General features: G+C 52.4%; 29 protein-coding genes and 2 pseudogenes. 2 read left to right on the top strand and 29 right to left on the bottom strand.

The window, feature by feature from the left end:
* Positions 1–125 precede the first annotated feature (125 nt).
* From C2U54_RS28095 to C2U54_RS14160, 28 genes and pseudogenes are all read right to left on the bottom strand, one after another.
* Positions 126–2,598: pseudogene (locus tag C2U54_RS28095) on the bottom strand (host specificity protein J); the annotation flags it as partial.
* Positions 2,599–2,651: 53 nt separating this feature from the next.
* A complete protein-coding gene (locus C2U54_RS14295; protein ID WP_103179227.1) occupies positions 2,652–3,266 on the bottom strand; it encodes a tail assembly protein in 615 nt (204 codons plus the stop codon).
* Complete coding sequence (locus C2U54_RS14290) at positions 3,244–3,990, bottom strand: C40 family peptidase (RefSeq protein ID WP_103179226.1); 747 nt, start codon at positions 3,988–3,990, stop codon at positions 3,244–3,246. Before C2U54_RS14290 ends, C2U54_RS14295 begins: the two co-directional genes overlap by 23 nt.
* 2 nt (positions 3,991–3,992) lie before the next feature.
* Positions 3,993–4,730, bottom strand: coding sequence for a phage minor tail protein L (locus C2U54_RS14285; protein ID WP_103179225.1), 738 nt, complete (start codon positions 4,728–4,730; stop codon positions 3,993–3,995).
* Positions 4,731–4,787: 57 nt separating this feature from the next.
* Positions 4,788–5,126: a phage tail protein gene (locus C2U54_RS14280; protein ID WP_103179224.1), complete on the bottom strand. Its 339-nt coding sequence runs from the start codon at positions 5,124–5,126 to the stop codon at positions 4,788–4,790.
* Between the two features lie 2 nt (positions 5,127–5,128).
* Positions 5,129–7,624, bottom strand: coding sequence for a phage tail tape measure protein (locus tag C2U54_RS14275; protein ID WP_103179223.1), 2,496 nt, complete (start codon positions 7,622–7,624; stop codon positions 5,129–5,131).
* Positions 7,608–7,934: pseudogene (locus C2U54_RS14270) on the bottom strand (phage tail assembly protein T); the annotation flags it as partial. The gene C2U54_RS14275 and the pseudogene C2U54_RS14270, both read right to left, overlap by 17 nt.
* The gene (gene gpG, locus C2U54_RS14265) at positions 7,931–8,344 is read right to left on the bottom strand and encodes a phage tail assembly chaperone G (RefSeq protein WP_103179221.1); all 414 of its coding nucleotides are present in this window, start codon (positions 8,342–8,344) and stop codon (positions 7,931–7,933) included. The pseudogene C2U54_RS14270 and the gene gpG, both read right to left, overlap by 4 nt.
* 35 nt (positions 8,345–8,379) lie before the next feature.
* A complete protein-coding gene (locus C2U54_RS14260; protein ID WP_103179220.1) occupies positions 8,380–9,117 on the bottom strand; it encodes a phage tail protein in 738 nt (245 codons plus the stop codon).
* Between the two features lie 7 nt (positions 9,118–9,124).
* Complete coding sequence (locus tag C2U54_RS14255; RefSeq protein ID WP_103179219.1) at positions 9,125–9,523, bottom strand: phage minor tail U family protein; 399 nt, start codon at positions 9,521–9,523, stop codon at positions 9,125–9,127.
* Entirely contained in the window at positions 9,520–10,074 is a 555-nt protein-coding gene (locus tag C2U54_RS14250) for a phage tail protein (protein WP_103179218.1), read from the bottom strand. Before C2U54_RS14250 ends, C2U54_RS14255 begins: the two co-directional genes overlap by 4 nt.
* A 9-nt stretch (positions 10,075–10,083) precedes the next feature.
* Positions 10,084–10,437 carry a head-tail joining protein gene (locus C2U54_RS14245; RefSeq protein ID WP_103179217.1) on the bottom strand — a complete coding sequence of 118 codons (354 nt, stop codon included), beginning with the start codon at positions 10,435–10,437 and terminating at the stop codon, positions 10,084–10,086.
* Positions 10,438–10,447: 10 nt separating this feature from the next.
* Positions 10,448–10,855 (bottom strand): DNA-packaging protein FI, encoded by a 408-nt coding sequence (gene gpFI / locus C2U54_RS14240; protein ID WP_103179216.1) that lies wholly within the window; start codon positions 10,853–10,855, stop codon positions 10,448–10,450.
* A 46-nt stretch (positions 10,856–10,901) separates the two neighbouring features.
* On the bottom strand, positions 10,902–11,927 hold the full coding sequence (locus tag C2U54_RS14235) for a major capsid protein (RefSeq protein ID WP_103179215.1): 1,026 nt from the start codon (positions 11,925–11,927) through the stop codon (positions 10,902–10,904).
* Positions 11,928–11,994: 67 nt separating this feature from the next.
* Entirely contained in the window at positions 11,995–12,327 is a 333-nt protein-coding gene (locus tag C2U54_RS14230; protein ID WP_103179214.1) for a head decoration protein, read from the bottom strand.
* Positions 12,328–12,336: 9 nt separating this feature from the next.
* Positions 12,337–13,662 (bottom strand): S49 family peptidase, encoded by a 1,326-nt coding sequence (locus C2U54_RS14225; protein ID WP_103179213.1) that lies wholly within the window; start codon positions 13,660–13,662, stop codon positions 12,337–12,339.
* Entirely contained in the window at positions 13,643–15,235 is a 1,593-nt protein-coding gene (locus C2U54_RS14220; RefSeq protein ID WP_103179212.1) for a phage portal protein, read from the bottom strand. The genes C2U54_RS14225 and C2U54_RS14220 overlap by 20 nt, the downstream gene beginning before the upstream one ends.
* Positions 15,232–15,438: a phage head-tail joining protein gene (locus tag C2U54_RS14215; RefSeq protein WP_103179211.1), complete on the bottom strand. Its 207-nt coding sequence runs from the start codon at positions 15,436–15,438 to the stop codon at positions 15,232–15,234. The genes C2U54_RS14220 and C2U54_RS14215 overlap by 4 nt, the downstream gene beginning before the upstream one ends.
* Positions 15,438–17,360: a phage terminase large subunit family protein gene (locus C2U54_RS14210; protein WP_103179210.1), complete on the bottom strand. Its 1,923-nt coding sequence runs from the start codon at positions 17,358–17,360 to the stop codon at positions 15,438–15,440. Before C2U54_RS14210 ends, C2U54_RS14215 begins: the two co-directional genes overlap by 1 nt.
* Positions 17,335–17,880, bottom strand: a complete 546-nt coding sequence (locus C2U54_RS14205; protein ID WP_103179209.1) for a terminase small subunit — start codon at positions 17,878–17,880, stop codon at positions 17,335–17,337. The genes C2U54_RS14210 and C2U54_RS14205 overlap by 26 nt, the downstream gene beginning before the upstream one ends.
* A 3-nt stretch (positions 17,881–17,883) precedes the next feature.
* Positions 17,884–18,135, bottom strand: a complete 252-nt coding sequence (locus C2U54_RS27470; protein ID WP_103179208.1) for a hypothetical protein — start codon at positions 18,133–18,135, stop codon at positions 17,884–17,886.
* 53 nt (positions 18,136–18,188) lie between these two features.
* Positions 18,189–18,362, bottom strand: coding sequence for a GnsA/GnsB family addiction module toxin (locus tag C2U54_RS14195; RefSeq protein ID WP_103181072.1), 174 nt, complete (start codon positions 18,360–18,362; stop codon positions 18,189–18,191).
* Between the two features lie 438 nt (positions 18,363–18,800).
* Positions 18,801–19,028 (bottom strand): hypothetical protein, encoded by a 228-nt coding sequence (locus C2U54_RS14190; protein WP_103179207.1) that lies wholly within the window; start codon positions 19,026–19,028, stop codon positions 18,801–18,803.
* A gap of 1,098 nt (positions 19,029–20,126) precedes the next feature.
* Positions 20,127–20,585 (bottom strand): lysis protein, encoded by a 459-nt coding sequence (locus tag C2U54_RS14185; protein ID WP_103179206.1) that lies wholly within the window; start codon positions 20,583–20,585, stop codon positions 20,127–20,129.
* Complete coding sequence (locus C2U54_RS14180; RefSeq protein ID WP_103179205.1) at positions 20,575–21,078, bottom strand: lysozyme; 504 nt, start codon at positions 21,076–21,078, stop codon at positions 20,575–20,577. Before C2U54_RS14180 ends, C2U54_RS14185 begins: the two co-directional genes overlap by 11 nt.
* Positions 21,079–21,318, bottom strand: coding sequence for a class II holin family protein (locus tag C2U54_RS14175; protein WP_103179204.1), 240 nt, complete (start codon positions 21,316–21,318; stop codon positions 21,079–21,081). It abuts the gene before it with no gap.
* A gap of 521 nt (positions 21,319–21,839) precedes the next feature.
* On the bottom strand, positions 21,840–22,163 hold the full coding sequence (locus C2U54_RS14165; protein WP_103179202.1) for a four-helix bundle copper-binding protein: 324 nt from the start codon (positions 22,161–22,163) through the stop codon (positions 21,840–21,842).
* Between the two features lie 161 nt (positions 22,164–22,324).
* Positions 22,325–22,510: a hypothetical protein gene (locus tag C2U54_RS14160; RefSeq protein WP_103179201.1), complete on the bottom strand. Its 186-nt coding sequence runs from the start codon at positions 22,508–22,510 to the stop codon at positions 22,325–22,327.
* Positions 22,511–23,412: 902 nt separating this feature from the next.
* Here C2U54_RS14160 and C2U54_RS14155 point away from each other — a divergent pair.
* On the top strand, positions 23,413–24,558 hold the full coding sequence (locus C2U54_RS14155) for a nucleoid-associated protein (protein ID WP_103179200.1): 1,146 nt from the start codon (positions 23,413–23,415) through the stop codon (positions 24,556–24,558).
* On the top strand, positions 24,548–25,780 hold the full coding sequence (locus tag C2U54_RS14150) for a hypothetical protein (RefSeq protein WP_103179199.1): 1,233 nt from the start codon (positions 24,548–24,550) through the stop codon (positions 25,778–25,780). The genes C2U54_RS14155 and C2U54_RS14150 overlap by 11 nt, the downstream gene beginning before the upstream one ends.
* On the opposite strand, the gene C2U54_RS14145 is transcribed toward C2U54_RS14150, so the two are convergent.
* Entirely contained in the window at positions 25,770–26,114 is a 345-nt protein-coding gene (locus C2U54_RS14145) for an antiterminator Q family protein (protein WP_103179198.1), read from the bottom strand. The genes C2U54_RS14150 and C2U54_RS14145 overlap by 11 nt on opposite strands.
* Between the last annotated feature and the right edge of the window lie 2 nt (positions 26,115–26,116).

Raw genomic sequence — 26,116 nt, 5'->3', positions numbered from 1 at the left:
CGTAACTGCGGTGATGTCGTCGCGCGCTGACTGAATATCGTCGCTGAGATCGGCAATATCCGACACGAGGTTTTTATAGCCCTCGGTCTGTTCAAGCGTGTCGCCGATCATGTCGAGATAATCACCGGCGTTCGAGCTGGACTGCCCTGCCGCCCAAGTCGTCCAGTCGCCGGTGTTGCCGATACGATCCACCAGACGGGCGCGGTACCACTGACTGACGCCCGCCCGCATCGGGCCATGCTGGTAATGCGTGGCCGGATACGGCACCAGCGCCAGTAATTGCGGGTTAGCTTTGTCTTCGGTGGTGGTGCGCTGAATCTCGGTGTATGCCGTATCACCTGAGCCATCCGGGAAAGCCCAGGTGATGTCGATAGCCCAGACGACATCGTCGCTCGCCAGCAGGCTCTGCGGCGTGCCAGGTTTGCCGGTTTTGCCCGTGAGGTAAGTCGTATCGGCGTAGCCCCACGGAGAGCCTGAATCCTGAGCGTTAAGCGCACGCACCCGCACGTCATAACTCCCGGTGTAAATCCCCTGCACGGTAAATCCCTGGGCGCTGCTCACCGGCACGTTTATCCAGTCGCCATTATCCTTGCGCCACTGCGCCTGGTACCGGATAGCGCCATCCACCCTGTTCCAGGACACATTCATGGTGGCAACGGTAAGTCCCTGCTCAATGTGGTCGGTTTCAGTGAGGGTAATGTTTTTCGGTGCCGGCAGAACACTTACCGGCGTGACGGTGACCGGTGCCGGGGTGATGCGCACGCCGTCATCGATATAGCGGTATTTATTCGGGTCATGCTGGACCGCGGTGATCGTGAAACCACCGTTGCTGTCGTCGTTAGCCCGGATGGATGTCACGCGAAAATACTGGATAGCCAGGTTATCGCTGTCGATGGCCCACACTGCACCGGACTCAGGCGGCAGCCTGAAGGGGGTGGTGACCGTCACCGTCTGTTTGTCTGCGCTGACGGACGCGATTGTCCGCGTCTGCGCCTTGCCGTCCGGCAGGTTGACCACCAGGCGGTCGCCAGCGGCATAGTCAGCAGGACGATCAAGCGTGACATTACGCCCGCTCACCGCCCGGATACGCCCGCCGTTCTGTTTGCCGGCACGGAACGGATCCGCGATACCGATAATTTCTGCGGGCAGGGGAATATAACCGTCCAGTCCCACGCCAAATGACACCGTTCCGTCGCGCGCATTAGACAGCAGCGCCCAGCGGCCCCGGCGGTGCGCTTCGCTCTGGGATGTGCAGCCAATCGCCGTCATCGACATCTGGTTGACCCTGTACCGCTTCACCAGGTCGGAATCGTAGACACTCTCAACCGTGTCGCTGTAATGGTTCTGAGGATCAGACCACGACACTAGGGCAGACGAGTAGCGGTTTTTGTAGCTGCCGCCGCCGTAGGTAAACAACCCGTCGATCACGTTCGAGGCATGGTAGGTAAAATCCACTTCATCCTGTGGCACATCCGCGCGCACGTAAATCTGGTCGTTGCCCCAGAAGGTAATCCCGCGGAATATCGCCGCCAGATCGCTGAGAACGGTGTAGGCGTCCTGCTGGCTCTGGATGTAGACATTGCAGGTGAAGCGCGGCTCGGTCCCACCCGCCCCGTTCGATACCTTCTGATCGCAGTACTGCGCAATGGCGTACAGCTCCCACTTATCGATCATGCCTGCATCGATGCGGGTGCCCATGCCGTAAATCTCATCCAGCACCAGATCGTAAAATACCCAGGCCGGGTTGTTGGTGTAGGCCATTTTGAAGCCACCGGACCAGGTGCCGCTGTAGGTGCGCGTAACCGGGTCGTAGGAGTCCGGGACATGTACCAGTTTGCCCTTCGGCCTGCAGGTCACCTTCGGCGCGCCACTGGTAAACTGGCTGGCATCGACCTCGATATATAGCAGCGCTGTATTGGGATAGCGTAACTTGCTGTCGATCACCTCAGCGAACGAGAACACCTTGAAGGCGTTTATCAGTTTTGAATTACCCACTGAATCAGGTGTGATGCGACGTACCCGCACCGCCCAGCCGGTGGTTGCTGCTGGCAGGTCAATGCGGATGTCGCGCTGGTATTCCGTGGTTGTCTTTCCGTCGAATTTGCCGTTAACCACCGTCTGCCAGGCAGCACCATCAGTCGAGAGATCAACGGCGTACTCCGTGACCGTGCCGACCATATCGCCGTTGTCTTTATAGGTGTACTGGACGGGCAGGCTCAGCTTAATACGCACGGCATCCAGCATCAGGTTTGAGAACTGGCGTGTCCACGACGCGGTGGTGGTGACGGTCACGTTGGCCGACATTTCGTTGTCGACCTCAGGCAATCCCTGAATGTAGTCCTGATCCTGAGTGCCCGGGCGAAAATCCCACTTCACGCCGGTGAAGTTGTAGCTGCCGTCGGCGTTCGCCAGCGGGGTGTCGTTAAGGAAGATGTTCTGTGCCGTCAGCTCACCCTGAATTTCACCTTCAGCGATCGCCAGCAGCATTTTTAATTTTGCTGTCGACAGCAGGTCATCCGGATCCTCAACAGGAGTGTGCTGTTTAGCGCCACCGCCTTTACGTCCCTGAATAAGGGTTTCATCTTCGGGAAGTCGCATATTTCACCCATAAAAAAAGCCACCCGGAGGTGACCTGTAGCTGACAATAAATTTCACTGCTGGTCGCTGGAGAAGATCCCCGCGCTGATGACGGCCCCGCCGATCTCGCGCTCACCAAAAAACACAGGTACCGGATAACCCACAGCCACGGTATTCACCGGCGCGCCAAAGGCGTAGTTGGGTTTGTTGTCCGTGCTGGACGAGGCACCGACGTTGTATTTCGGCTGTGGGGTAAGCAACTGCACCACTCCGCCCAGCATCATCGACAGGCCGAGACCCGTAAGGGCCGTTGTTGTCGCAGTTGCGGCAGCCGTGCTCAGACCTATCGCCGTCAGCGAGGCACCCGCGGTAAAATACGCGGCCACGAGAGCCACCGCCCCGATAACGATCTGCAGCACACCGCCGCGCTTTGAACCTTCGGTAATGGCCGAAATCCGGTACACCGTGCCACTGCGGGTCATGTCGAATTCATCAAGACCGATGTTGTTTTTACCATTGAAGAAGGCAAAGCGGATCCCCTGCATATGTCCTTCTGACAGGTAGCGTTTAAAGCCCGGGACCTGGCTGGACATGGCGCGCAGCATCTCGCGCAGATCCTCAACGTGAAACTGGTGTTCGCGCCCGAACTTTTTCGCCATACGGCCTTCAAGAATCAGTGTTTTCAGCATTCATCAGCTCCCTGTGTCGGACCACACGAACGGTGCGGTCGCGGTAATATTTGCCGTACGGCACCCGGGCAGACAGGTTGCCGAAATTATGATGCAGCATGATATTGTCCTGGTACTCGTGGCGACCGAGGTAAATGGCCGCGTGGTTGGTTACCGACGCCTGTATGCGCATCATGATCATATCGCCGTGACGCATATCAGTGGGGTCCACCTGGATAAAGCCCTCCGCCTCCCAGTTATCGTCGTAGCGATTTTCGCCCTGCTCCCACCACTCGTACGGTACCGAGTAATCGCCCAGGGTAATGCCGTGCTCGCGCTGGTACCACTCACGGATCAGCGCCCAGCAGTCAGCAAAGCCCAGTACCCAGCGCCGCCCGGCGTAGTCCCGGTCCTCACGGGGTGCCAGCGTGCAGAAATCACCGTCCGGCCAGCTCATGATGCCCCATTCCACCCCGGACCAGTCGCACTGCACCCTGTCCATTTCGGACGGCACAAGCTGGACCACATCCGGGTGGGAGTGGATAACCATAATGATTTCGCCCTGCTCCGACGCTGCCAGCTTATCCTCTGGCGAGATCGTGAAGGCCTCAGTGGGCGTTGCTGAAATATTGCGGCACGTAATGTACTGCTGCGCCCGCCCGGCCTGCACCACCACGCCGCAGGCCTCGTTCGGATATTCCGCGGCGACGTGGGCGCGGATCGCTTCCATCAGTTTTTTTCGCATGGTTATTTACCCTGAAGGTTTGCCGCCGGGAAGCCGCCGAACGGCAGCGGGTTACCCGTCCCGAACCGCGCTTCGCAGTCCTGCATCTGGCCGCCGCACATATCCAGCGCCGGGTTGTCCGTGGGGGTGCCATCCTTAAGAAAATAGCGGTTCCCGTTGTAGTCACATCCGGTGCCGGTGCGGTACCAGCCGCGCGTGCACCAGGTACAGACTGGCGTGATCTGCCGGGTGGGCAACTGCAGGTTCTGTATGTCAAAGGGTGAGCACAGTTCAAAGTCGACCTGCACCCGCGTTTCAGCGGTTTTGGCGTTGACGTAAAAAAGCTGCACGCGCTCGTCCGCCGGGCTGGCGTTCGGGTTGCCGGCTGTCCAGTTGGCCGCGTCGAGATATTTCGCCAGCGTGGTGTGGATCTTCACCTTTGCCCTCGCCAGGTCGTCGTACTCGAGACACAGCGCAGTCACGTAGTTGCCGACGTTCGACACGGAAAGCGTGGGTGTGGGCTGCGCCCCGGTGCTGGACAACTCCAGGCCTTTCAGCTCGTAAGGGTAAGGGTCGTACTGCTGACCCTGCCAGATAATGGCAGGGAGGTTGTCAGCCGCGAATGCAGCCCAGCCTGCAGAAGCAATATTGTGGGCATGGAAGCGCAGGACGGTATCCATGCCAAATTCGGTGCCGTCTATTTCAACCAACTGGACTAGCTGGCCCGGCTCCAGCTGCTGTATATCCTGCGTGAAACTCATATTCACCCCATAAAAAAACCGCCCGGAGGCGGTCAGTCATTCTGGTTTTGAAGATAATCAGGGAGCAAAGGACTGCTCGAACGTGAACGCTACAGTCGCTTTTTTCCCGGAGGGGAACGAAACACTGAAGGAATCAGCCCTCATCCGGTAGAGCTTCTTCTCCCCCCAGGGGTTCGTCCACCAGAACGATTTTGTGATGTGCGACATAAGGAACGCACGCAGCACTGCGGCCTCGTTTCGTGTTCCCGTCCAGTCAAGATCCCAGACTTCGGACCTGTCATTGAGCCCCATTCCGGCGACCTGTTTATACCCGTCGCCAAACTGGGACTGAAGCGTCCGGGCGCTTTCTGTTCCCCGGGCTGATTTACGGGTGCGCCAGCTGAATGTGTCTGTCACTGCTACCTCCTTGGGTAAAGTACACCCCCCGGCCCCATCTCCTTTTTAAGCCGGTCAGTGATGGTCTGCTGAACAATGCCCTGAAGCTGCCGCGCCGTTCCGATGGTGTCTGCCTGGCTGGACTCGCCACCACCCTGCTGACTGACGCTGACCGGTGCATAAACGCTGATCCCTCCCGTGGCCGCAGCGGGCATTCTGCCGCCACCGACCAGCCCGCCGGGCGCGTAACCGCGCATCATGCTGTACAGATTCCCCACCCCGATCCGGCTGGTCGCCTCTTTTGTAAAAACGAACTCCCCGCGATGCACCACCCCGGCAGGTTCATATTTACCGCCCGATCCGGTATAGCCGCCCCCGGCAAATCCGATAGCCGAACTGACAGCGCCCACGATCCCTACTCCCGCCTGTTTAAGGGCGATTTGCGCCAGCATCGAAAGCGTTGAGCGGGTGAAGTCACCCCACTTTGCTTTACCGGTGGTCAGCATGTCCGCAAGATTCTGCGTCATTCCGTCAAAGGTACTGGCCGCGACATTTTTCATCTGGCCGTACGCGTCACCCGCAGAATCGGCGTAATCAGCCCAGGCGGATTTTCCACCAGAGAGCCAGTCACCGCGCACTTTATCCTGTTCCTGATAATATCCCTGTAGCGCCTGCAGCTCTTTCTGGTAGCCCTGATCTTTTTCAGACCCGCCACCGTTTTTCCAGCCCTGTAGTAACTGAGCCTCTTCATTGCGCCGCTGTGCCGCACGACTGCTCATCCCCGCGCTTTCCACCAGCGCCCGGGTTTTCTCACCCATCTGGGTAACGTATTTTTGCGATGTGTCCTGCAGTCGATTGAGACGTTCCTGCGTGACGATCTGGTCACCCAGTTTTGCATTGATTTCAGCCTGCGCGAGCACCTTATCCTTGCTGGCGAGCAGGGACTTTTCATCACCCGTCAGCGCCCGGGTTCTGGCAGCCTGTTCAAGGACCGTGAATCTGGCCTGCGCTTTCCACAACTGCTGGCGCTGCTGGCTAATCGTGTCATTGATATCACTGTGCTGACGCAAAACCTCAAGCTGAGTCTGCAGCTCCAGTGTCTGCGCACTGGTGCTGTCGGTGAGTTTTGCGCCACCGGGCACCCTGCCTTTCGTCGGTTTTTTCAGGGAGTCCTCATACTCCTTTTTGGCCGCCGCCATGTTGATGTTGTAATCCGCCTGCAGGATCCGCCCATCTTTCAGAGCCTTGTTAAGCTCGCCCTGCCTGGCCGTGTATTTCTCCAGTGCAGTCTGCGTTTTGGCATAGTTTGCCTGTGCCTGCGCAGCATACTTCTGGCGATCAGATTCCGCAGCCGCTTCGCGGGAGGCATTCTCCTCGTTCGCTCTGGAAATCCCCGCCTGCTGCTGCGCCATGTCCAGCGCCAGCCTGGCCGTTTCGCGGTCATTCCAGAACCGCGCACGTGCTTCATCATTTACATAACGGTCATCCTTTCGCAGGTTCCAGATTTCATCGGCCTTTTTGAAAGCGGCTTCTGCTTTTGTCACCATTTCCTGCGCGGTATCAGGCCGACCAACATCAAGCGCCGCATCCCACATCGACTTAAACGCGCGTTTCAGCGTATCGGCAGCAGTTTCAATCGACCCCATATTGTCGCGAATGGATTTGGTCTGATCGTTGAATCCGGCGGTGGCCACGTCGTTTGCCGCCTTAAGTGCCCCAGCTTCATCACCGGCACGCTGCAACTGGGCAACATGTGCGATTTGCTCGGCGGTGACGTTGTGAAATTGCTGGGCCATTGCAATGAGCCCGGATGTCGGGTCAGTTGTCAGCTTGCCATACGCAGCGGCAACCTTATCGACTGGTACACCCGATGCTTCGGTGAAGCGGGCCACGGCCTGACTCATGTCATCAAAATGGGCACCGGCACGCACTCCAGCGTTGATCAGCTCCGTCAGTGCCTTGCTCGTCTGATTAAACGTAAGTCCGGCGGACTGGCCGCTTCGCGCCAGCGTGAGCATCCGATCGGCAGTCAGCCCCGCAGTGTTACCGGAGAGGACCAGTGTTTTGTTGAAATCGGATAATGTGGACGAGCCGGCATACCAGGTATATAACAGCGCCCCCGTCGCGGACGAAAGTGCACCAATACCAAGCATAACTGGCGAGATAGAACCCAACAGCGCACGAAACGTTGGAATAACACCGCCAAAGGAATCTTTTACCTGTCCACCCTGCTGGAGCAAAATAAGCCAGGGGTTCTGGCCACCTGCCAGCTGCGTTGCCACATCAGTAAACTGCGCCGGGAGCATGCGCATCGCCGCGGTATACTGACCGACAGAGATGCCTGCCTTGCGGGCAGCGCTCTCCTGGCGGCTGAATGACTGCTGGATCCGCAAAGCTGAATCGTTCGCCGCGTCCCCCGTTTGCCTAAATTCTTTTTTGACGTAGTTGATCTGCTCGTTAAATTTCGTCGAGTTGACGTCAAGATTAACGACCAGATCACCGACTGCCGTCTGGGCCATAGCGTATACCTCCAGAAATACCTTCCGCCTTCGCCATCAGCGCATCGTCGTCCGTCTCTGCTACCTCAATGGATTCAGATGCAGGTGAAACAATGCTGAAGCTGGCAGGCGTCAGCTCCGGATCGGCAAAAAACAGGGTTGAAATGGTGTAGAGCAGGCCGGAGAAGTGGGCGTCCAGCTGCGCATCATGAAAGAAGTTATCCTGGTAGAAGATTTTCCAGTCGCCATACTCCGTAGAGGACATGCCAGCAAGCATGGCGCGCCAGTCAGGGCGACCGAACTCACGCGCCAGTTTCAGGACAAACGTCAGCTCACTGGCGAGGGCTTTTCCGCAGTAACAGGTTCCGCAGGTTCGCTAATCTCTCCCTCCGGGCCCTCTGACTGCGGCTCAATCATGCCGGAGAGGAGCTTCACCTTAAAATCCGCCTCTGCAATAAGCTCCGTCGGCCAGGTCTGCAGGACTTCATCCTGAATTTTGGATACTTCCGCTGGCGCCCCCTCAGGAAGCGTACCTTTCAGCGCATGACCATGCCAGAGCGACAATGCCACCAGGTAAGCACCATTTTTCACGGTGAGAGTGATAGCGGTCTGGAAATCACCTTCTTCAACCGCTTCCAGCTTTTTCAGGTACTCAAGGTGTTCAATGCGCTGCAGCGCCGACAGCTGGTACAGCGTCACGCTGCTGCCGTTATGCTCGAGCAGTTCAGTTTTAAGAAACATATTTACTCCGGAGTACGGGGCTCACGCCCCGGGATTCAGGAAACGGTCACCTTGCAGATTGCCGCAAAGTTACCGCTATTGGTCATGACAATAATTTCAACGGTGCCCGCCGCCACGCCGGTGACGGTCAGCGTTGAACCACTGACCGTCACTGTTGCTTTCGACGGATCAGAAGTCGCCACGCGGAAGGAAGCATCTGAAGCGCTGGCTGGCAGGACCGTCACTGCCAGTTGCGTGGTCGCACCGACAGCAACCGCTGCAGTGGATTTATCCAGGCTGATACCCGTCACGCCAATTACCGCGGTACCGCTGTCTTCTGCCAGTGAGGGTTTGCCGTTATTGGTGATCTTTGCCGTTCGGGTCATAACTTCTTTAGCCGAAACGGTCTTTCCAAGGCTGCTCACCCAGCCTTTAAAGACATCGACGGCGCCATTCGGGTACTTGATTTTGTATCCTTTAACCGTGCCGTCATCGAACCAGTTCACCAGGTCCTGCTGACCGCTTTCACCCGGCAGCCATGCCAGAGTAAAACTCGTGTCGCCTGCTGATTTCTGACCCTGCATGGATGAAGCCCAGTCGGCGTTGTCGTCATCGATATAGGTGTCGTCCTCTGACTCGGCGGTGAGTTCGCCTGGCTGCAGATCCTTGATCTTTGCCAGACGCAGCCAGTTAACATCCGAAAGGGGACTGGCGTAGGGATCGCCGCTTCCGGTGTAAATCCAGAGGGTGGTGCCGGCCCCTTTCGTCGGTGCCAGCGGGTTAGGTGTGGTCATAACGTCCTCACATTTCGTAGGTGATGGAATATTTCAGATCGGCTGAACTCCAGAGTCCGATATCATCATCGCGCTGGTAGTCATAGCCCTGCTGCACCATGTTGGTGATAAGGGATGCAAGCCCCGGGATCTCCGCCAGAACCGGGTAAACACGCGCTTCCATCCATTCATCCAGCTCCGAATCAGGCACCTGGGCAGGAAGAAAGACTTCTACATGAAGAGTGGCCTGCCAGACATCGGCATCCAGTTCTTCCCCGGTGTACTCCGCGTCGGTGAGATAAACGGCGACGGCCGGGAAATCTCCCTCTTCGAGCACTGCTGGCCTGCCGTCAAAATAAATGGCGTCAGTACCCATCGCGCTTTCCAGCGCGTCAAGAATCAACTGTCGGATATCACTGTGTTTCATTTTGTCAGAATCAACCTGAGTTGGTTTGTAAGGGATGCCCGGAGCTCTTTGGGCATATCCGAGTCCATGAGCTTCGGCAGCTCAGCTTTAAATGCCGTGGTTAAAGGGGCTGCCAGAGGAATGCTGACCACTTCGATCGGATAACGGGGCTTTGCTGTTCGCCTCATGACGTGCCAGCGACCGTTTTTAAGCTGCTGAATGAATCCGCCCGGGAAACGGAACGGTCCTATGCGCAGCACGCTGTTGGCCCCTTTCTTATCCCGTTTTCTGCGGGAAAGGCGCACGCTGGCGGTACCCAGTTTTATGGCCGGTAAATTGCCACGGTTTACACGGATAAGCGCGCGGGGTTTATTAACCGTCGCACGTCTCAGCCTGGCGCGTTGCTTTACCAGTTTTCGCGGGACCCGGGTATCTTTCGACACGACTGCCACGCTGCGGCTGACGGCCCGGTTTGCCACGCGGTTAACGGCCTGTGCCGACGCTCGCGGGACGGCCGTTTTGCTGATGCTGTTGAGGTTCTCTATCGCCTGCTCAAGGCCTTTAATGGACATGCAGCCTCCTTAACGACGGCGGGTACCGGCGGGCGGGCTCCCGTTACCCAGCCAGATATGGCAGGATCCACAATCGTCAGGGCCAATTCGCTCAACCCAGAAAGCCCGCCCGTTAATCATCAGGGTGTCCATGCGTTCCAGCTGCTGAACAGTGGCGGTTTCCACAAACAGGGTCGGACTGGTACCTTCAACCCGAATCCCCACACTGGCATAACCAATATTCTCCGGATCATCGAAAACGCCCATCAGGGTGACACCTGACAAAGCGCCTGACATCACCTTTGCCTCTGCGCCCATCACACTGCGGATAGCGCCATCCGCTCGCGACATGGCCTCGTCAAAGAGATTATCGAAAACAGCCATGCGGTCCCCTTCAGACTTCTCTGGCCAGCCCCTTTGCGATCAGCTCGTCTACATCCTGTTCGGATACGCGAATGATCACACCGGGCTCAGCGATGGAGACCGGTTCGTTACGCGTGGCATGCAGCGCGTCAATATGCAGGGTTGCCAGCGTTTCTACTGTTATCCGGTCATCGGTTGTGGTCGCTTTCTTTTTTTCTTTCGCCGCGTCAGCAATATCACCGTCGGTGCTGCCGGTGCTGCCGGAAGCATTCTCCTCTCCATTTTCACCGTCAACCGAACCGGCATCTCCATCCAGCTCCTCTTCAAGCTCAGCAATACGCATCGACAGCTCTTGGATGGTGCCGCTGGTATTTACGTCACGGCCAAGCATTTTGCCCAGCTCTTTCAGCCGGGCGATGAGTGTCTCTTTTTCAGTCATGGAAGCTACTCCGAAAAATTGGCCCCGAAGGGCCACCGGGTGGAAGTTACGCGAGTTTGACGGACACAAACTCGTCCGCGTCTGCCAGCAGCATCAGCGGCGCGGACTGGATCATGGTGAATTCACGGGCCGGGTCACCGGTCTGCACCCAGTTTTTTGGATAGCGAGCAGAGGCGTTAATGCCCTCGCGCTGCGCGTCCACATCCTGGATACAGCCATAGGTCCGCAGACCGCGCGCCTGTGTGTTACCCAGTACCATGGTGTTATCCGGCAGGTAATTCTTCTGCACGCCCCCTTCAACGTACTGACCGGCATACACGACAATTGCCACATCGCCATACATACCCTTGTAGGAAACCGCCTGACCGAGATCCTTGAGTGCGGTTTCCAGCTCAGAGTTAGAGCCGCGGCGGGTATCCAGCTTGTCTTTGACGGCCTTGAAGGAGCGGAACAGTGACCAGCCCTTTGGATCGAACACGATGATGTTGACCACGCCACTGGCATTCACCGCATACGTCTCGATATCATCGGTCGGATCATAGGTTTCTTTGTCCCGGGCGGACCAGGCCGCAGCACCCGCCTGAACAATGTTGTTTCTGGCGCTGCGTTGCATATCCACCTCCACCGGCTCAAACGCCTCCCCGGTCATGGTATATTTACCGCTGAGCACGGCGGATACGGCCTGCATTTCTTCTACCTGTGCAATCGCCAGCTCTTCATCTTTCATGTTCTGCAGAATGATGCGGCGGCGGCGATAGGCAGGATCAGCCAGGTTCTGTGGATCTTCATCCGGCAGGCGACGCAGGGTCATCTGCGGGTTTACTTCATGCTTCGGCTTGACATAGCCAGGCGTAAATTCTGAGGTTGTGCCACCGCGGGAGCGGATGACCTTGCCGGAAATAACAGGCGAGACATAGAGTGCCATGTTCACCAGGCCCGGGATTTGCGACAGGTACACTTTTTCAGTGCTGAAGGGATAGCTTTCGCGGAAGAAGATGCGAAGGAAAAGCGGATCGAACTTAAATTTCTTCTGATTGACCGCCAGCAACTGGGCAGTAGTATAAATCGACATAGATTTTTCCCGTAAAAAAAGCCGCGCAGGCGGCTTTTATGGATGAATGTGAGTGATAAGAAAGGATTCAGATGATGCTGACGGCCGTGCCGGTGAACGCGTTACGTTTGATATGCTCATCGGTCACAGCTGAAGGCCAGAGAACATCTTCAATGCGGAATGAGCCGGATTTATAAAATGCCAGTTCCACGCTGCTCTGGTCTGCCGCTACGGCCAGAATACCGCATGCCGCGCCAGCGTGAGTACCGTCCCAGACCGTTAACTTGCCCGTAGCGGCATCCAGCATGAGTGGGGTCATTGCCGGGGTGGATGCTGTCAGTTCACCAGGTGCATATGCAGTATGTGCCGGATCACTGTTGCCCAGCGGCTGTTGATGGGTAAAAACTTCAGTCGTTGCCATAAGAGCCTCTTAAATGGGGGTGTTTAACAAATCTTCACCTGCTTCAGCAGATGCATTACCTGAGGACAACGCACCAGGTGCTGTTTCCATCAGGCGATCCAGTGCCGTATCGGAACGCGCCTGGGCACTTTGCGGTGCAGCGGCCAGAATGCGCTGTGCGCTTTCGACCGTCATACCCGGCGTTTCGGCCAGTGCACGCGCCTGTGACTCACGTCCTTTCGCCTCTTCGCAGTTCAGGATCCCCATAATTCGGCCATTTTCGGCACTCACCGCTGCGGCGACCCGGGCACTGACCTCTGCCGGTGAAGCAACAACTGCAGCAGCGGTTTCGACGGTATTTGTCTGTTCTGCTGACGCGGTGGCCTGAATTGCATCCGCAGCTGATGCGGTGGTTACTTTTTCCATATTTCCTCCAGGGGAGATTGTTTTTCGTTTGTTAAGTGACTCGCGCATCACGTTCAGCGCGTCAGTGTTATTGACCAGCTCTTCAGCCAGACCGGCATCCACCGATTCCTGACCGGAAAATACAGCCGCTTCGGTATCCAGCACGGACTGAACGGACATGCCGGTATAAGCAGCAACCTTTTCGGCAAACATCCGGCGCGTGGCGTCTATTCGCGTCTGAAAATCATCGCGAACGTCTTTCGGTAGTTTTTCGTAGGGATTGCCATCAACCTTGTGATCGCCGCTGTAAATCAGGGTCACCTCGACGCCCTGCGTTTTCAGGGCAGCGCCGTAGTTGCTGTGCGCCATCATCACGCCGATTGAGCCCGTACGCGCGGTCTGGGTGACCAGACGGCGGGAAGCGGCGCTGGCGATAAGCTGCCCGGCGCTGCAGTTCATATCGTTTGCCAGCGCCCAGATAGGCTTGATATCGCGCATCCGCACAATAATGTCGGCGCAGTCGAATGCACCGGACACCATCCCGCCAGGCGTATCCATATCGAGGAGAATGCCGTCGACGCCGGGATCGCTCATGGCCTGCTGCAGGCGGGCAATGATCCCGTTGTATCCCGTCATGCCGGAGTAAGGCTGCAGCGACCGGGTTTTACTGACCAGCGTCCCGGAAACGGGCAGCACCGCGATGCCGTTCGTTATCTGGTAACTGCGCGCTGTCCGGGGTCCCATTTCCTCATCATCACCAAATAGCGCCAGCGGCTCGGCAATCTGCTCGGCACCGAGCGTTGCGCCCGACACCGTATCCGTCAGTCGGGTGATCCCCAGCTGACCTGCCAGTGCGCAAAAGAAAACCCGCGCATAGGCGGGTTCAAGCATCAGCGGCTCATTAAAGGCCATGCTGGCAATATGCGGGAGATTACGCAGCTCTGGCGTCATCTTTATTCTCCTCGTTTGATTTTTTCAGCCCGGATTCAAAAGCGGCTGCCGCCCAGGCCGGAGGTTTTAGGCCCGCACTCCGGCGCTCCATAGTTTCACGTACCTGCTGAGAAAATATTTCCTGATAGTCATCCCCGCGTTTAGCGCACTCCTTCTCATAGGTACTGAGACCGGCCTCGATCAGCATTACAGCCTCCTGCACCTCCTTCAGGCCATCAATAGCCATACGCCCCGAACCGATCCAGTTTGCGTTACCCCATGAGGTTCTCGCTTCATGGAAGCTGAACCTGGCTTTGGATGGGAGCGTGACAACCCGGCGAGCAATCGCCTCTTCCAGCCAGCAGACAAACATCTGACAGGCCTGCCGGGCTGCGACGAACTTGCGGCGACCCATAAAGAACGCCCAGGATTCATTGGCGCTGGCGCGTGCGGTGGAGTAACTCATCTGGGAATAGTTACGCGAGAGCTGCTCGTATGACACCCCCAGCCCGGCGGCGATATAGCGCAGCAGTGACTGTTCAAAGGTTGAATAACCGTTATCCGTATCCTGTGCTGACTGCAGATTCAGTGAATCACCAGGCATCAGGTGCGGGACTTTGGCACCACCGAGCCGAACCGGCGCCGCGGTGTAATACGATGCCATCTCACCGAGCCACCCTGTCATTTTGCTTTGCTGGTCTTTACTGTCAGAGCCGAGGATAAAGTCCATTGCCGTCTGCGTATCCAGTTCGCTTTCGATGGTGGCTGCATACATCGCTTTCACGATCGCACTCTGCAGCTGCGTGTTTTGCAGGGTGTCGAGCATCTTCATCTGCTCCATCACGCTGTAAAACACGTTAGCGCCGCGGGTTTGCCCGTCTTCGAGCGGCTCGAACACATGGATAAACGATGGTCTGCCCCCGGGCAGTTCCCGGGGAATATACGTCCATTTCTGTGCCATCCAGCCCGGGTAACCGTCCTCACTCACGTAATAGCCCAGCGCTGCACCAGCATCGTTTATGCTGACACCGGCACGGCAGTTCCGGGTGTCCCCCATGTTATTCGGGTTGCTCACGCGCTTCGGGCTGACCATTTTGAATTGCGTGCGGAAAAGCCGCGTTGAATCACTGTCCCAGGTGGGCTGCACGCACAACTCACCGTTGAATGCATGCGTCGCGACCCCCTCACGGATCATCATCGTAAACGTTCGCTTGCGCTCGGCATCAATTCCGCAAAAGTCATCTTCAGCATACTCATACCAGGCGGCTTCCACCTCCCTGGCAAACGCGCGGCTCTCCTCTTCTTTAATGCCAAGATAACGCCAGCTCGGGCAGTAACTCAGTCTGAAAAATGACCCGACTATGTGATCCTGGTGAAGTTGCACGGCGTTTGCTGCGTAGCCGTTATTTCGTACAAGATCGTCAGCACGGGCATTTCCACGTGAGAAATTAGGCAGGAGCGCCGCATCAGCACTTTCGATGGGCGGATTCCAGGATCGCAACTGGCCGCCAAAGCCGCCGCCACCGCCGTGATACCCGGCATATTCGCGCAGGGATGTTCTACCGTCCGGCCCCACTAAAGCTGGTAATTTCATACATAAAACCCTGCCGGTCCCCGGCGCCGTGAAGTGGAGCCAACCTGAGATTCAAGGTCAGCAATGTATTTTCTCAGCTCGCTGACTGAGGTAGCTGTAAATTCCACCCTTCGACCATCTTTCTGTACCGTTGCCACCCGTTTACCCATCATGAGGTCATGTAATGCAGCGCGTGCTGCCTCCAGGTCAGCCTGTGTCGCCATTATTCTTCTCCGGATAATGCCCGGGCGTAATCCGCCAGGGTTTTGTGATTTTTACGCCCGCTGTCTTCCTCCAGCAGACTTGCCAGAAGAGAATCGAGATTAAGCTGCCATCGCGAAATGCTGATCCGCAGGGCTGCAAGTGCGTAGACAAAGCAGTCGAGCGCCTCATTTCGTCGCTTTTTGCTGTCCCAGACGATCTTTTTCTTACCGTCCACCCACTTTTCGACCTGCTCCTCAGCTGTCAGTTGCTGGGCTTCAGCTAAATCATAGATTTCAGGGTTATTCGGGAAATGCACTGCCCCGGCGAGGGGTTCACCGGCCTCTGGCACGAGGGTGAAACGGTTATAGATTTGCTCTTTTGCCGTATCGGTTCCCACTTCCGTGAGATAAACACCGTTTTTGTTGCGTTTGCGCGGCATGCTGGCAACGGGTTTACCGTAGACAGATGCCCCTTTAATGGGTATCAGGCGGAACAGGCCATGCTTTTTCGAGCGGTTGTAAACGATGGTCGGGTCGATACCGCCGATATCCCAGCAGATGCGTGAAACCGACATTTGCACCCCATTTTCCCGGGTGTATGTCCGGTTGATAGCCTCATCAACCCTGAGCAGAGTGGCTTCATCGTCATGACGGCCCATGATGATCTGCCTGTCGATAAGCCAGCTTTCTTCGCCGGGCCCCCAGCCCCAGACCCGCATTTCATAACGGTCAAGCTGGGAGTCGATACCGGCAGTCAGGTAGGCCACCCGGTCCGGTACCGCGGCGCCAAAGTGCTCCTTACGTTCGGCCATTACGTCAGCATCGGGACGGTCGCCAATTTTCGGCTCCCATGTCTCACCAAGCGTGGTGTTCACGAAAGTCTTGCGCTTGCCGGTGTCCCCTTTGGTCTTGATCCAGTCTTTGACGATTTGCACCCACGTCGTGAAGGGACTGTAGGCGGTCCAGATATGAAAAGTGACGCTGTCAGGTGGATCAATTTCGGTACCGGATGATGAAAACCAGCACAGGCCGTCCCGCGTCCAGATCCCCGTCTCCCCGCAAAGGTAACGGGCCTGCGCAAAATCGAGCTCCTGCTGCTTAATCACACAGGCGTTATGCTCGCAAAGGTAAAACACACTGGCAGGCTCACCCGGCGTCCACTTGAAGCCGAACGGCGTCTCTTTATCGCCGAATTTCAGGTACTGCTCCTCACCACAATGCGGGCAAGGAACGTGGAACCGCAAAAAGTGCTGCGACTCTTTCGCGGCACGCTCAATCTGGCAGGTGCCCCTGACTTTTGGCGTGGATCCACGGATAGACTTGGGCCAGACCGAGCCTTCAATTCGCTTATCGCCCAGAAAAGTTGGAGAACCTTCTTTCTCAATGTCTTCATCAAAGGCGGCCAGTTCGTCATAGCCCGCCACATCGACGGATTTCTCACGATAGTTTTTTGCGGCCTTCCCCCCCAGACACCAGAATCCACGCCCGTTTGAAAAACGTTTCATGCTGAGCGTGTTGTCACGGTGTTTCTTGCCATACCAGGGAGCAAGGGACAGGAGCGAGGGAATATCACGGATTGTCGGCTCGACATGCGACTTCATAAAGTTTTCGGCATCGCCGTCAGTCGGCAACCAGATCAGAGAATTTCGCTGCTTATGCTGGATGAAATACGCGTAAACCCCGAGCAGCATTTTTGAGTAGCCAACACGGGCAGATTTCACGACATTTACTTCACGGATATAGTCGTTGCCCATGGCATTCATGATCGCACGCTGGAAGGGTAAGGTTTCCCAGCGCCCTTCCTGATAAGCAGACTCTTTCGGGAGGTAATAGTTATCGTCTGCCCACTCAACAGCTGTCTGCGGCTCGGGCCGGAAAAGCGAACGGAGTCCCGCACTCACAGAGTGCTGCAACCCCTTAGCCTGACTGTTCGATATATTCACTCAGCAACCCCGGTATCATTTCATCCAGCGCAGCTGCTTTGTTCATGGCCTTAATGACGTCCTTCTTGAGGAAATCAATATGTCGGTTTTCCAGTTCCGGGAAGCGCCGCTGAACCGACAGAGGCACTCCATCGATAATACTGGCAATTTCTCCGGCTATCCGCGACAGCACGAACGTGCAGAATGCGGTCTCCACCACCTCAGCGGACTCTTTTGCATTTTTAAGTTCCTGAGCGTCAGCCTGTGCTCGGGTGAGACGGTGCCGCTCATATTCAATCGTTCCTGGCTGAAGGTCAGACTCTGAAGCAATCCGCAGGTCTTCGACCTCCTTCCGTAATTTTTCATTTTCAATCGCAGTGTCACGCGCTGAATACCATTCGATAACGGCGGCGGAATTATACAGCACCTCATTTCCCTTCCCGCCTCCACGCGCTACCGGCATCCCCTGATCCTGCCAGTTCTGAATCGTGCGAACGCTGACGCCGAAAATCTCGGATAAGATTTTTTTGTTAACCTCCATTGCTCACTCCTTGCATAAAACAGAGAAAGGAAACGACAGACGCCAAATCACCATTTCCTGGGCTTCACCATTTCCTTTCTTTTGAAGGGGTGTTTTCAGTAAAAACAGCGAGATAGCCAGAAGAAGAACGGAAACGGCAAATACCTGAAAATTTTCATAAATAGCGAGAATCTGCGCGGACGCCGCCCCGTACCAAGCCGATATGCCAGAAAGGACCCGCAAACGATAATGGATGTCAATTGCATTAATGCGCATGCGATGCGCAATAAAAAAGGCCGCTGTTGCGACCTTGTGTTTGGAAGGTGAGATTAAATTAGTTTAATTTTTATGTCATAACCTTCAAGGCCTGTCATCGTTTCGCGAGCAACAAATTGAATTTCAGAAATTTCTTTTCCGGTTTTTTTTCTTAGTTCTGAAATTTTTTTGGCTATCAGAGCGGCAATGTCTTCCTCAGCCTTTTGCGTCAGAGCTTCAATTTTCATTTTAACCTCTTCTGATTCATTTACAGTTTCCATTCTCCAGCAAGGTGACAGTTTTTGATTAACAGTCCTTAACCATAACTGTATATAAATTATAGACCATCAATATTGCAGACGCTGCATGCACAAGGAAATTTCCTGCATAATCAATTATATAGCGACTTCGCCATGTTAGTTCTGCTCACGTTGAAGTCGATAAAAAGCCCCTGTAACTGTACAAGGGCTTTGGGCATATGGTGCCGGGTGCCTCCCGGTGAGTCCTGGGTTAACCACCCGTGACTCGCTGCTTCAGTCTTTCATGATGAGCGCCCGTGAAGAAGAGCGTTCAGGTTACTTAGCCCCGCCGCTGAGGGGGATACACCATAATTTTTAGAGTGTTGATTCTGATATCATCTCACTCATTCACAGACTGAAATAACTTTTGATGCCGCTTACGTACAGTCAAAGGTATTTATTCACTGCATTTATCACTTCTTCTTTAGTCAGCTCCCGATCGGAAGCAACACAAATCTCGACGTGATCACCTGTTAATGAATGTATTCCGGTAAGCATTATTTTTAACGATACTTCATCACCGTTTGGGTAATTCCGTATAATAGCTGTTACAGGTTTAAGCACATTTACGACTTCTACCTGTTGGGAGTTAAAGAAGACCAAAACCTTTTTCATCGATTTGCCTCAATCCCCGTGCGTCTGTTTTAAGGCAATTTTCGCTTTGTCTTCAAAAAAACGCTGACACTTAGAAAAAAACCATGTTACTGCATGACCTTTATTAGCACTGCTTATCTTCCAGACCATATTACTTTGGTGCCACCAAGCGAACTGTCTTTCATATACAAGCAATACACCTTCCTCATAACCATCTCAGGAGAGGTGATTTGAGTCTATACATAAAAAAAAGTTAAGCATCCATTAAAAAGAAAAAGTGCTGGGATGTGCTGCCTGCTGGCATAATTTAACGCGACAAACCCAGAAAGGTAGCATGATAAACTGGAATCATGCATGAAGATCAGGTGAAGTCTTTATCGTTTTCATCATCAACTGTACTCTGTAATGGCAACCATACTCATGCTTTGGTCGCGCTCATGTCTGGAGATTTCATCGTTCTGTAGTCACCCATAGCCAGTTCGGGATTGGCGCGCTCTATAATTTTATCTCATCAATCCTTACCAGATATACAGCCGGTTCTGTAATCAGAGATTCAGGAGAAGGCCATTGCTTGCATTTGCCGCCATTCAGCTGCTTCGATCTGGCGCGTTAGTGCTTCACGCGGTTACCTTCAGGTGGATAAATCAATGCTATCATCCACTGCCGGGGGATACTTTCAAAGCAAGGCGTAAGCCAGAGGAATGGATAAAAATCACTTAAAGTTGTAAAATAATTGCAATTTCTAACGAAAGTGTTATTGTCCCCGCGCTACGAAAGCTAGAAGCACATAAGAAGAAAAATAGTTTGACTCAAAGTTGCCCCACACCGGGGCTTTTTTTGTTTTTAGAATCACACCTCGTCTCACAATCGCAACCCGTCAACGTTTTATCCTTCCTTCATTTAAACGAACATTTCCAATTGAATTGATGAGTGCAACCACTTACTTGTCAGTGAATAAAGCAGCCTCGCTTCTAAGACTGTTCCCATAATGATATTTCAGTGAAGCAACTATGGTAATAGGGTAACGATATGCATTTGCATACCCTTATAAGCAGGCCGGATTTCCTGCTTATAAGGGTTTTCTTTTGTTAGCTTCACATGGGGTATAGTTTCTAGCAGCTACTTCAGGCACTGCGTATTGATGTATTCCTGCAGCACCCTTAACGCTGACTGGTCTTGCTTAATCCCGGCTCGGATACCGAGAACGTTTCGTCCAGCAGCGTCAGAGAGTTCGATGGTGGCATCATGGCCCACGCCGGAGGTGCTGGCTTCGGTTGAGGCTGACACAGGACACTTGCCTTTGACGAGCACCCGGCCACCATTATCAAGCTTGCGCTGCAGAGCATCATTTTCAGCTTTTGCATCGGCTAATTCCTTTGTGTATTTCGCATCCAGAGCTGCAACGTCGCGCTGACGCTGTTGCATATTGCTTATCACATCTTTCGCAAGCTTCAGGCTGTGTTCGGCAGTGTCGGCGCGCTGACGCTCGTCTTGAGCTATGCCATAGAACCAGAACGCGAGAGCACCGGCTACCGTCATCACGGCAAACAGAATCAGAGGTTTCCATTCAAAAGTCATTGCTGCTCTCCGCCAGGCACATCGATCGTTCCATCTCTCGCCGGTTCTGAAGGCCTTTCCATTTCATGCCACCAGCGTAAACCCAACGCCGCATTTCGTCGCACGCTCCGTCATGATCACCTTTATTCAGCTTGCGCAGTAGCGTGGACTTCGAGAACGCATCAGAACCAACGTTAAAGACAAAGCTGTAAAGGGCGGCGCGCTGATATTCGCCCAGCTGTACCTTGACCAGATTGTCTACCGTACTCTTGGCTGGCTGGAGGTCTTTCCATAGCAGCTGGTCACATTCGCGATCGGTATACTTCTTGCCTCTCACGATATCCCGACCTGTATGGCCGTCGCAGACAGTCCACACCCCGGCGACGTCTTTATAGGCTTCATACTTCCGCCCTTCGACACCATCCTGCCCACCGAGAAACAGCGAGGCGATCAGCATTGCACCGCCACCAGCAGCGGCGATGAGTTTGTTACGCAGGCTACTGGGCATTGGCATTTAATCATCTCCGACTTTGACTGCTGGACCGTACTTCTCAAGCGCCTTTACCTGCGCATTGGCGACTTTACGTTTGAAGTACCAGTTAATGAGCCCTGTAACGATGATCCCGGCAATACCAGCCAGTACGCCGATGGCGCTCCATTCGTCAGGGCTCAGTTTTGTGAGGACGCCGTTCAGGATGGTTCCTCCTGAGGTGCCGAGGGCGACTCCGGTGACAAGTTTGCTCATACGGGACATTTCTCTCACCTCGCTGGGATGCGGGTGTTGTTTGGGTAGGGTTCAGGCTTTCCGGATGAATTAACGACAAGACGAGTGATGGGGGTTCCGGGAGCCTGAGATAAAAAAAGGCCCGCATTTTCAGCGGGCCTAACTGAGTTTAAATCTAAGTAGGTAGGCATGTTCCCCAGCCACCATCCGTATTGCAACTGTGTCGAGCAGCATTACTGACCGGTCAGGAGCTCCGGTTAATGGTTATGGCTTGGTTACGATTAAATAATAGCACTACTAACGAAGCGCATATAAAAAAAGCCTGCTTTTGCAAGCAGGCAATACTAAACCCAGGTATTGATACTAAGACAGGTGCCGGGTGCCTCCCGGTGACTCGTTACCAGTTATACGAGCCGCAAGCATATCTGCACTTAGCAGTTAACTGGATTGCCCCGCCGCACAGGGGGATTCACCTGACTCTTAACAATAGCAAAAGTTTGTCAGAATTCTAAAGTGTCGATGCTCAAACAGAAAACTGGAAGCAAGTTCCATTAAGCCATCGAGCGGCACGCTTCTGCGCAACGAAGGCAAGCTTCAGAGCATTTCTGACAATGTTCTGCTTCGTGCTTCCCACATTCTTCACCGCATTTCTGACAGACTTCTGCGCAGACCCGGCATAGCGATTTGGCAAATTCACTATCAAAGGTCATAAATTGCGCTGCGAGCCGACAAATATTCGCGCACTGCATATCGAGTCTTATGCACTCACGCATCATATCCACTTGTTCTTCTTTCAGACATGAAGCAGCACAATAATCACAGGCAGCCGCGCATTTGTAGCAGGCCTCGATGCATTCAGCATGGTTAATTGGCATAATTCGCTCCTTTCAGTCGTAAGCAGAAAATTAAGCCTGGTTACCTGAATGCGATTATGCCAATAGAAGATATCGTTATTCCAAATTTGCCTAACTGGCATATACAGGTAACGAATTCGAATAATAACAAGATTTAGCGATTAGCTAGCCGGCCGACAATATTACGGGTGAGGCAAAGGACCTTCTAAAACTTCTGCTTCTCCGTTATCGCAAATGTCATCGCCTTGGGTTAGATGCCAGATACCTGTTATGGTTCGGCCCGTTTCAAGGTCTTCAGTTTCGCCGTTGCTGTAATAAGCAACTTGGATCTTCCCTTGGTGCTGTATCCAATAGAAGCCTTCTTTCATACATAACGCCCTCTTCAAACTCTGATAGAACTTATCAAAGCGGCATTATATGACTTTTCAAATAAGGGAAAAGTAGTTGCGAACTGGTTGTGATGCCGGGTGCCTCCCGGTGATCCTGCGCCAGACCACAGAACCGCGTTCTACTCACCTGCCAGTCTAGTCGCCCCGCCGCATAGGGGGATTCATCACAGGCACAGCCTAGTCTTCTTTCTGCCATAAAGCTATTTTTATCTGTTTATATATTCAGTATGAACAAAAAGACCAGCAGTGCTGTGCAGGTTAGGGTCAGGTAAAACAAAAAGGCCGCCAATCGGCAGCCTTAAAAACTGTGGTAATGGAACTGTAGTGCCGGGTGCCTCCCGGTGACTCTATGCTAGACCACAGAATCGCGTCATTCACCTCCCAGTCTAGTCGCCCCACCGCTTAGGGGGATTCACCACAGACGCAGCCTAATCGCTTTCCTGCAATAAAGCTAACTTTATCTGTTTATTTATTCGGTAAGAACGAAAAAGATCGGCGGTACTATGAAGACCAGAATCATGTAAAACAAAAAGGCCGCCAATCGACAGCCCTGGAAATAGATGATACTGAGGTTGTGGTGCCGGGTGCCTCCCGGTGACCCTGTGCTAGACCACAGAATCGCGTTTACAAACCCGACTCGTTTTGCCTAGCCGCCCCACCGCTGAGGGGGATTCACCACACGCGCACTCTACGTGGCTTGCACCTTAAAAGATACATTTTATTTACTATTTATTAATAATAAAAAACCCCGCCGGAGCGAGGCTTAGGTATCGTTTTAAGTCGATTTCGTATAAACCACCCTTAACAGATTAAGATATTTTTTGCGTACGCGTTAGCGTTTTTGTAAGCTACAACAAAACAATCATTTAAGGAATTTTAACGTGACAGATATCACATTAAATTATGTAATTGTCCATGAACTTTTAAAAGAAGCTAAGAAGCCCATCAATCCGGCAAATAAAATCAAATTTAGAGATACGATTCTTGATCCCGCTAATCATATCGTATTGAAATTGATTAATGAAATTAATGGACTGTATGGTAAGAAAGGTAATTCAGCTTATTATGGGGTGTTCAAAGAGGAACTGACTGAACGCGGTCCCGTTCCAGATGCAATAGAAAGTTACACTAGTACTTTAAAACCCACACCTCAGCAGTTCATAGATCTAACTGTTGAAGTTATGAATAAATTAGCTGACGAGGCAGAAAAACAACTATGGGCTTCAGGTGGCGTAATCGTTTTTGCTGATTATCATCGGGATGGAACTCACTTCTTCTTAGTAACAATGATTAAGCAAAAAGACGGGATAAAACTAAGCGCGAAACTGGAACCAGAACTTCTCGAACAACTGGATCTGACAAAGATTAACCAAGCAGCCAGAGTTAATTTTGATAAATTCCATTACTATCAGAATTCCAGTGATATTGATAAACAAGATCTAAGCTATTTAAGCTTTATCAGTACAACCGGACAGCAGGCAGCTTCGGGTTATTTCATCTTATCGCTTGGCTGTGATAAAGGCATTACATCCAATAAAGCCACAAAAAGCCTTCCAAATGAAGTTATGCTGTTCTTTAAGAAACATGACCAACTAAAAAAGCATGCTCGTGACTTCAAAAATGAAGTGCTAAATTATCTGGAAACTCAAGCAAAAAACATCCAACCAGCTAAGTTATCTGATATTTCTGCTATGGCATTTAAGCACATGACCTATGTAGACGACGAAGTTAGAGAAAAATTATCCTCCGACTTAATTAGTCACCTTAATAGTGAAGAGCTTCGCATCCCTGTTGAGTTCAATGTAAGTCGTGCAGAGCTTAACAAAATACTTAACGTCAAATATAAGGGAGATGGTTATAGTTTCAATTTCGAAAAAGCACTTCTTGGCACGACTGCTGATGCTGATATCTGCTATAATATTTCAAATAAATCACTAACATTTACAAATCTTCCGATTAATGCCATAGAAGCTATAGAGTTAGCATTAAAGGAAAAGCAAACAACAGGTGATGTGGATGAAGGATAATACGTCATTAAAAACTCTTGTTGATTTATATCGATTAGCTGGAAAACCAGCTATTGATGGTCTTCATTTGACGTTATCCCTGTCTTATTCTTTAGAAGCCAAGACTATTCTTACTCATTTCATGTCTGCCAATTACTTTCAACAATGTATAGCTGAGGGTGAATTCTTTATTGATGGCATCGAAATACAGGACACAAAACTGCCAGACACTTGGGTAGAAATCGAATTAACTGTAAAATTACCCAGAGATAGTGTTCATCGATTCCATCAATCTGTGACTGAGCTTATAAAATTTTCATCAGTACGAAATGGTGACTTCCCCGATGATTTCTATATATGCGATGAGGACTACCACTCCGCAGATACGAATGTCCCTGCATCTATTCGAAAGGTAGAAAACATATGTAAGCTGATAAAATCCCTTTCAAAATTAGCACATTACCATGATAAAAAAGCCACTGATGGAGAGCCACGCCTGGTTTTCATTCAAGGGTCTGAGGGAAGGTCAAAATCTGCTCTCCTACAACCTGTCATTACAAAGGAAATGCTATCTTACACTGATGTTGACTGTTCGATTGTTGAACAGCTTCAAGATGATTTTTCTGCAGATGATGTAAATCATCATGTTGAAAAACGTGGCATATTCCGTAACACACTGGTGGAATTTGTTAATGATAATGGATATGATTTTGAACAACTAATAAAGCACTGGACCGAATTAAGACTCGCTTATGATAACAATTTATCTGTTTATCTAAGTGGTTTTAGCTTTCATAAATCGAGAAAAGAAGTCGCTGCTGCTGAGCTTGAGTTTGCAGAAAAAACCGCTAAAACCATTAATGAATTAACAACAAAAATTTTTGCGGTACCTATTTCCTTATTGGCCGCAGTAGGATTATGGAAACTTGACAATTTAACAGAGCAATTAGTCGCACTTTCTGGCGTAATCTTTACCTCTGTTATAATAAACTTGATTATTTTAAGTCAAAGCAAACAGTTAAGACGCATCATTCATTCCAGAGATATGGTTTTTTCTCCATTTCTCTTGAAGTTGAAAAATTATCCTAAAGAGCTTCAAAATGACATCTCACGTGCAACTGAAGAGCTCAATAAAAATGAGAGATTTTCAAAAAAAGTATTATGCCTATTTTATTTCTTGTGCTGGATACCGACCGTAGTCGGTATAATAATAATTTTCTTAAAATATAAACCTACGGAATGAGTGAACGCACTCCTTCTATAAAACCTAACGCGGTTTGCATTTCCTTCCTTATAGTTCCATCTGAACACTTACGTTTTCTTGCAATTGCTCGAAGAGAAATCCCGATTACAAAATGAGCAATAATCAGTTCATACTCATCAGGCTTATATTTGCGCAAACGTGCCACGCAACCGTCAATCATGATTCCCTCATCGTCATCACATTGAAGACGTGATTTCTTACCATGAGGCAATAGACCTTTGAAGCCTGCCGCAATGGGTTGCCAGTCAACGCCGCTATTGTCTGAAGATGCCCAAGCTCCCCAGAGATCCATAACTTCATACATATCGCGCATGT

Origin of the sequence: Leclercia sp. LSNIH1 (assembly GCF_002902985.1) — a bacterium.
Taxonomy (GTDB): Bacteria; Pseudomonadota; Gammaproteobacteria; order Enterobacterales; family Enterobacteriaceae; genus Enterobacter.
The sequence above is the reverse complement of the archived record's forward strand: the minus strand, read 5'-3'. Positions and strand labels throughout refer to the sequence as shown.

Coding starts and splice junctions, on each gene's coding strand:
- C2U54_RS14295 (WP_103179227.1), bottom strand. CDS start 3,266: ATGCTGAAAACACTGATTCTTGAAGGCCGTATGGCGAAAAAGTTCGGG.
- C2U54_RS14290 (WP_103179226.1), bottom strand. CDS start 3,990: ATGCGAAAAAAACTGATGGAAGCGATCCGCGCCCACGTCGCCGCGGAA.
- C2U54_RS14285 (WP_103179225.1), bottom strand. CDS start 4,730: ATGAGTTTCACGCAGGATATACAGCAGCTGGAGCCGGGCCAGCTAGTC.
- C2U54_RS14275 (WP_103179223.1), bottom strand. CDS start 7,624: ATGGCCCAGACGGCAGTCGGTGATCTGGTCGTTAATCTTGACGTCAAC.
- gpG (WP_103179221.1), bottom strand. CDS start 8,344: ATGTTTCTTAAAACTGAACTGCTCGAGCATAACGGCAGCAGCGTGACG.
- C2U54_RS14260 (WP_103179220.1), bottom strand. CDS start 9,117: ATGACCACACCTAACCCGCTGGCACCGACGAAAGGGGCCGGCACCACC.
- C2U54_RS14255 (WP_103179219.1), bottom strand. CDS start 9,523: ATGAAACACAGTGATATCCGACAGTTGATTCTTGACGCGCTGGAAAGC.
- C2U54_RS14250 (WP_103179218.1), bottom strand. CDS start 10,074: ATGTCCATTAAAGGCCTTGAGCAGGCGATAGAGAACCTCAACAGCATC.
- C2U54_RS14245 (WP_103179217.1), bottom strand. CDS start 10,437: ATGGCTGTTTTCGATAATCTCTTTGACGAGGCCATGTCGCGAGCGGAT.
- gpFI (WP_103179216.1), bottom strand. CDS start 10,855: ATGACTGAAAAAGAGACACTCATCGCCCGGCTGAAAGAGCTGGGCAAA.
- C2U54_RS14235 (WP_103179215.1), bottom strand. CDS start 11,927: ATGTCGATTTATACTACTGCCCAGTTGCTGGCGGTCAATCAGAAGAAA.
- C2U54_RS14230 (WP_103179214.1), bottom strand. CDS start 12,327: ATGGCAACGACTGAAGTTTTTACCCATCAACAGCCGCTGGGCAACAGT.
- C2U54_RS14225 (WP_103179213.1), bottom strand. CDS start 13,662: ATGACGCCAGAGCTGCGTAATCTCCCGCATATTGCCAGCATGGCCTTT.
- C2U54_RS14220 (WP_103179212.1), bottom strand. CDS start 15,235: ATGAAATTACCAGCTTTAGTGGGGCCGGACGGTAGAACATCCCTGCGC.
- C2U54_RS14215 (WP_103179211.1), bottom strand. CDS start 15,438: ATGGCGACACAGGCTGACCTGGAGGCAGCACGCGCTGCATTACATGAC.
- C2U54_RS14205 (WP_103179209.1), bottom strand. CDS start 17,880: ATGGAGGTTAACAAAAAAATCTTATCCGAGATTTTCGGCGTCAGCGTT.
- C2U54_RS27470 (WP_103179208.1), bottom strand. CDS start 18,135: ATGCGCATTAATGCAATTGACATCCATTATCGTTTGCGGGTCCTTTCT.
- C2U54_RS14195 (WP_103181072.1), bottom strand. CDS start 18,362: ATGAAAATTGAAGCTCTGACGCAAAAGGCTGAGGAAGACATTGCCGCT.
- C2U54_RS14190 (WP_103179207.1), bottom strand. CDS start 19,028: ATGAAAAAGGTTTTGGTCTTCTTTAACTCCCAACAGGTAGAAGTCGTA.
- C2U54_RS14185 (WP_103179206.1), bottom strand. CDS start 20,585: ATGACTTTTGAATGGAAACCTCTGATTCTGTTTGCCGTGATGACGGTA.
- C2U54_RS14180 (WP_103179205.1), bottom strand. CDS start 21,078: ATGCCAATGCCCAGTAGCCTGCGTAACAAACTCATCGCCGCTGCTGGT.
- C2U54_RS14175 (WP_103179204.1), bottom strand. CDS start 21,318: ATGTCCCGTATGAGCAAACTTGTCACCGGAGTCGCCCTCGGCACCTCA.
- C2U54_RS14165 (WP_103179202.1), bottom strand. CDS start 22,163: ATGCCAATTAACCATGCTGAATGCATCGAGGCCTGCTACAAATGCGCG.
- C2U54_RS14160 (WP_103179201.1), bottom strand. CDS start 22,510: ATGAAAGAAGGCTTCTATTGGATACAGCACCAAGGGAAGATCCAAGTT.
- C2U54_RS14150 (WP_103179199.1), top strand. CDS start 24,548: ATGAAGGATAATACGTCATTAAAAACTCTTGTTGATTTATATCGATTA.
- C2U54_RS14145 (WP_103179198.1), bottom strand. CDS start 26,114: ATGCGCGATATGTATGAAGTTATGGATCTCTGGGGAGCTTGGGCATCT.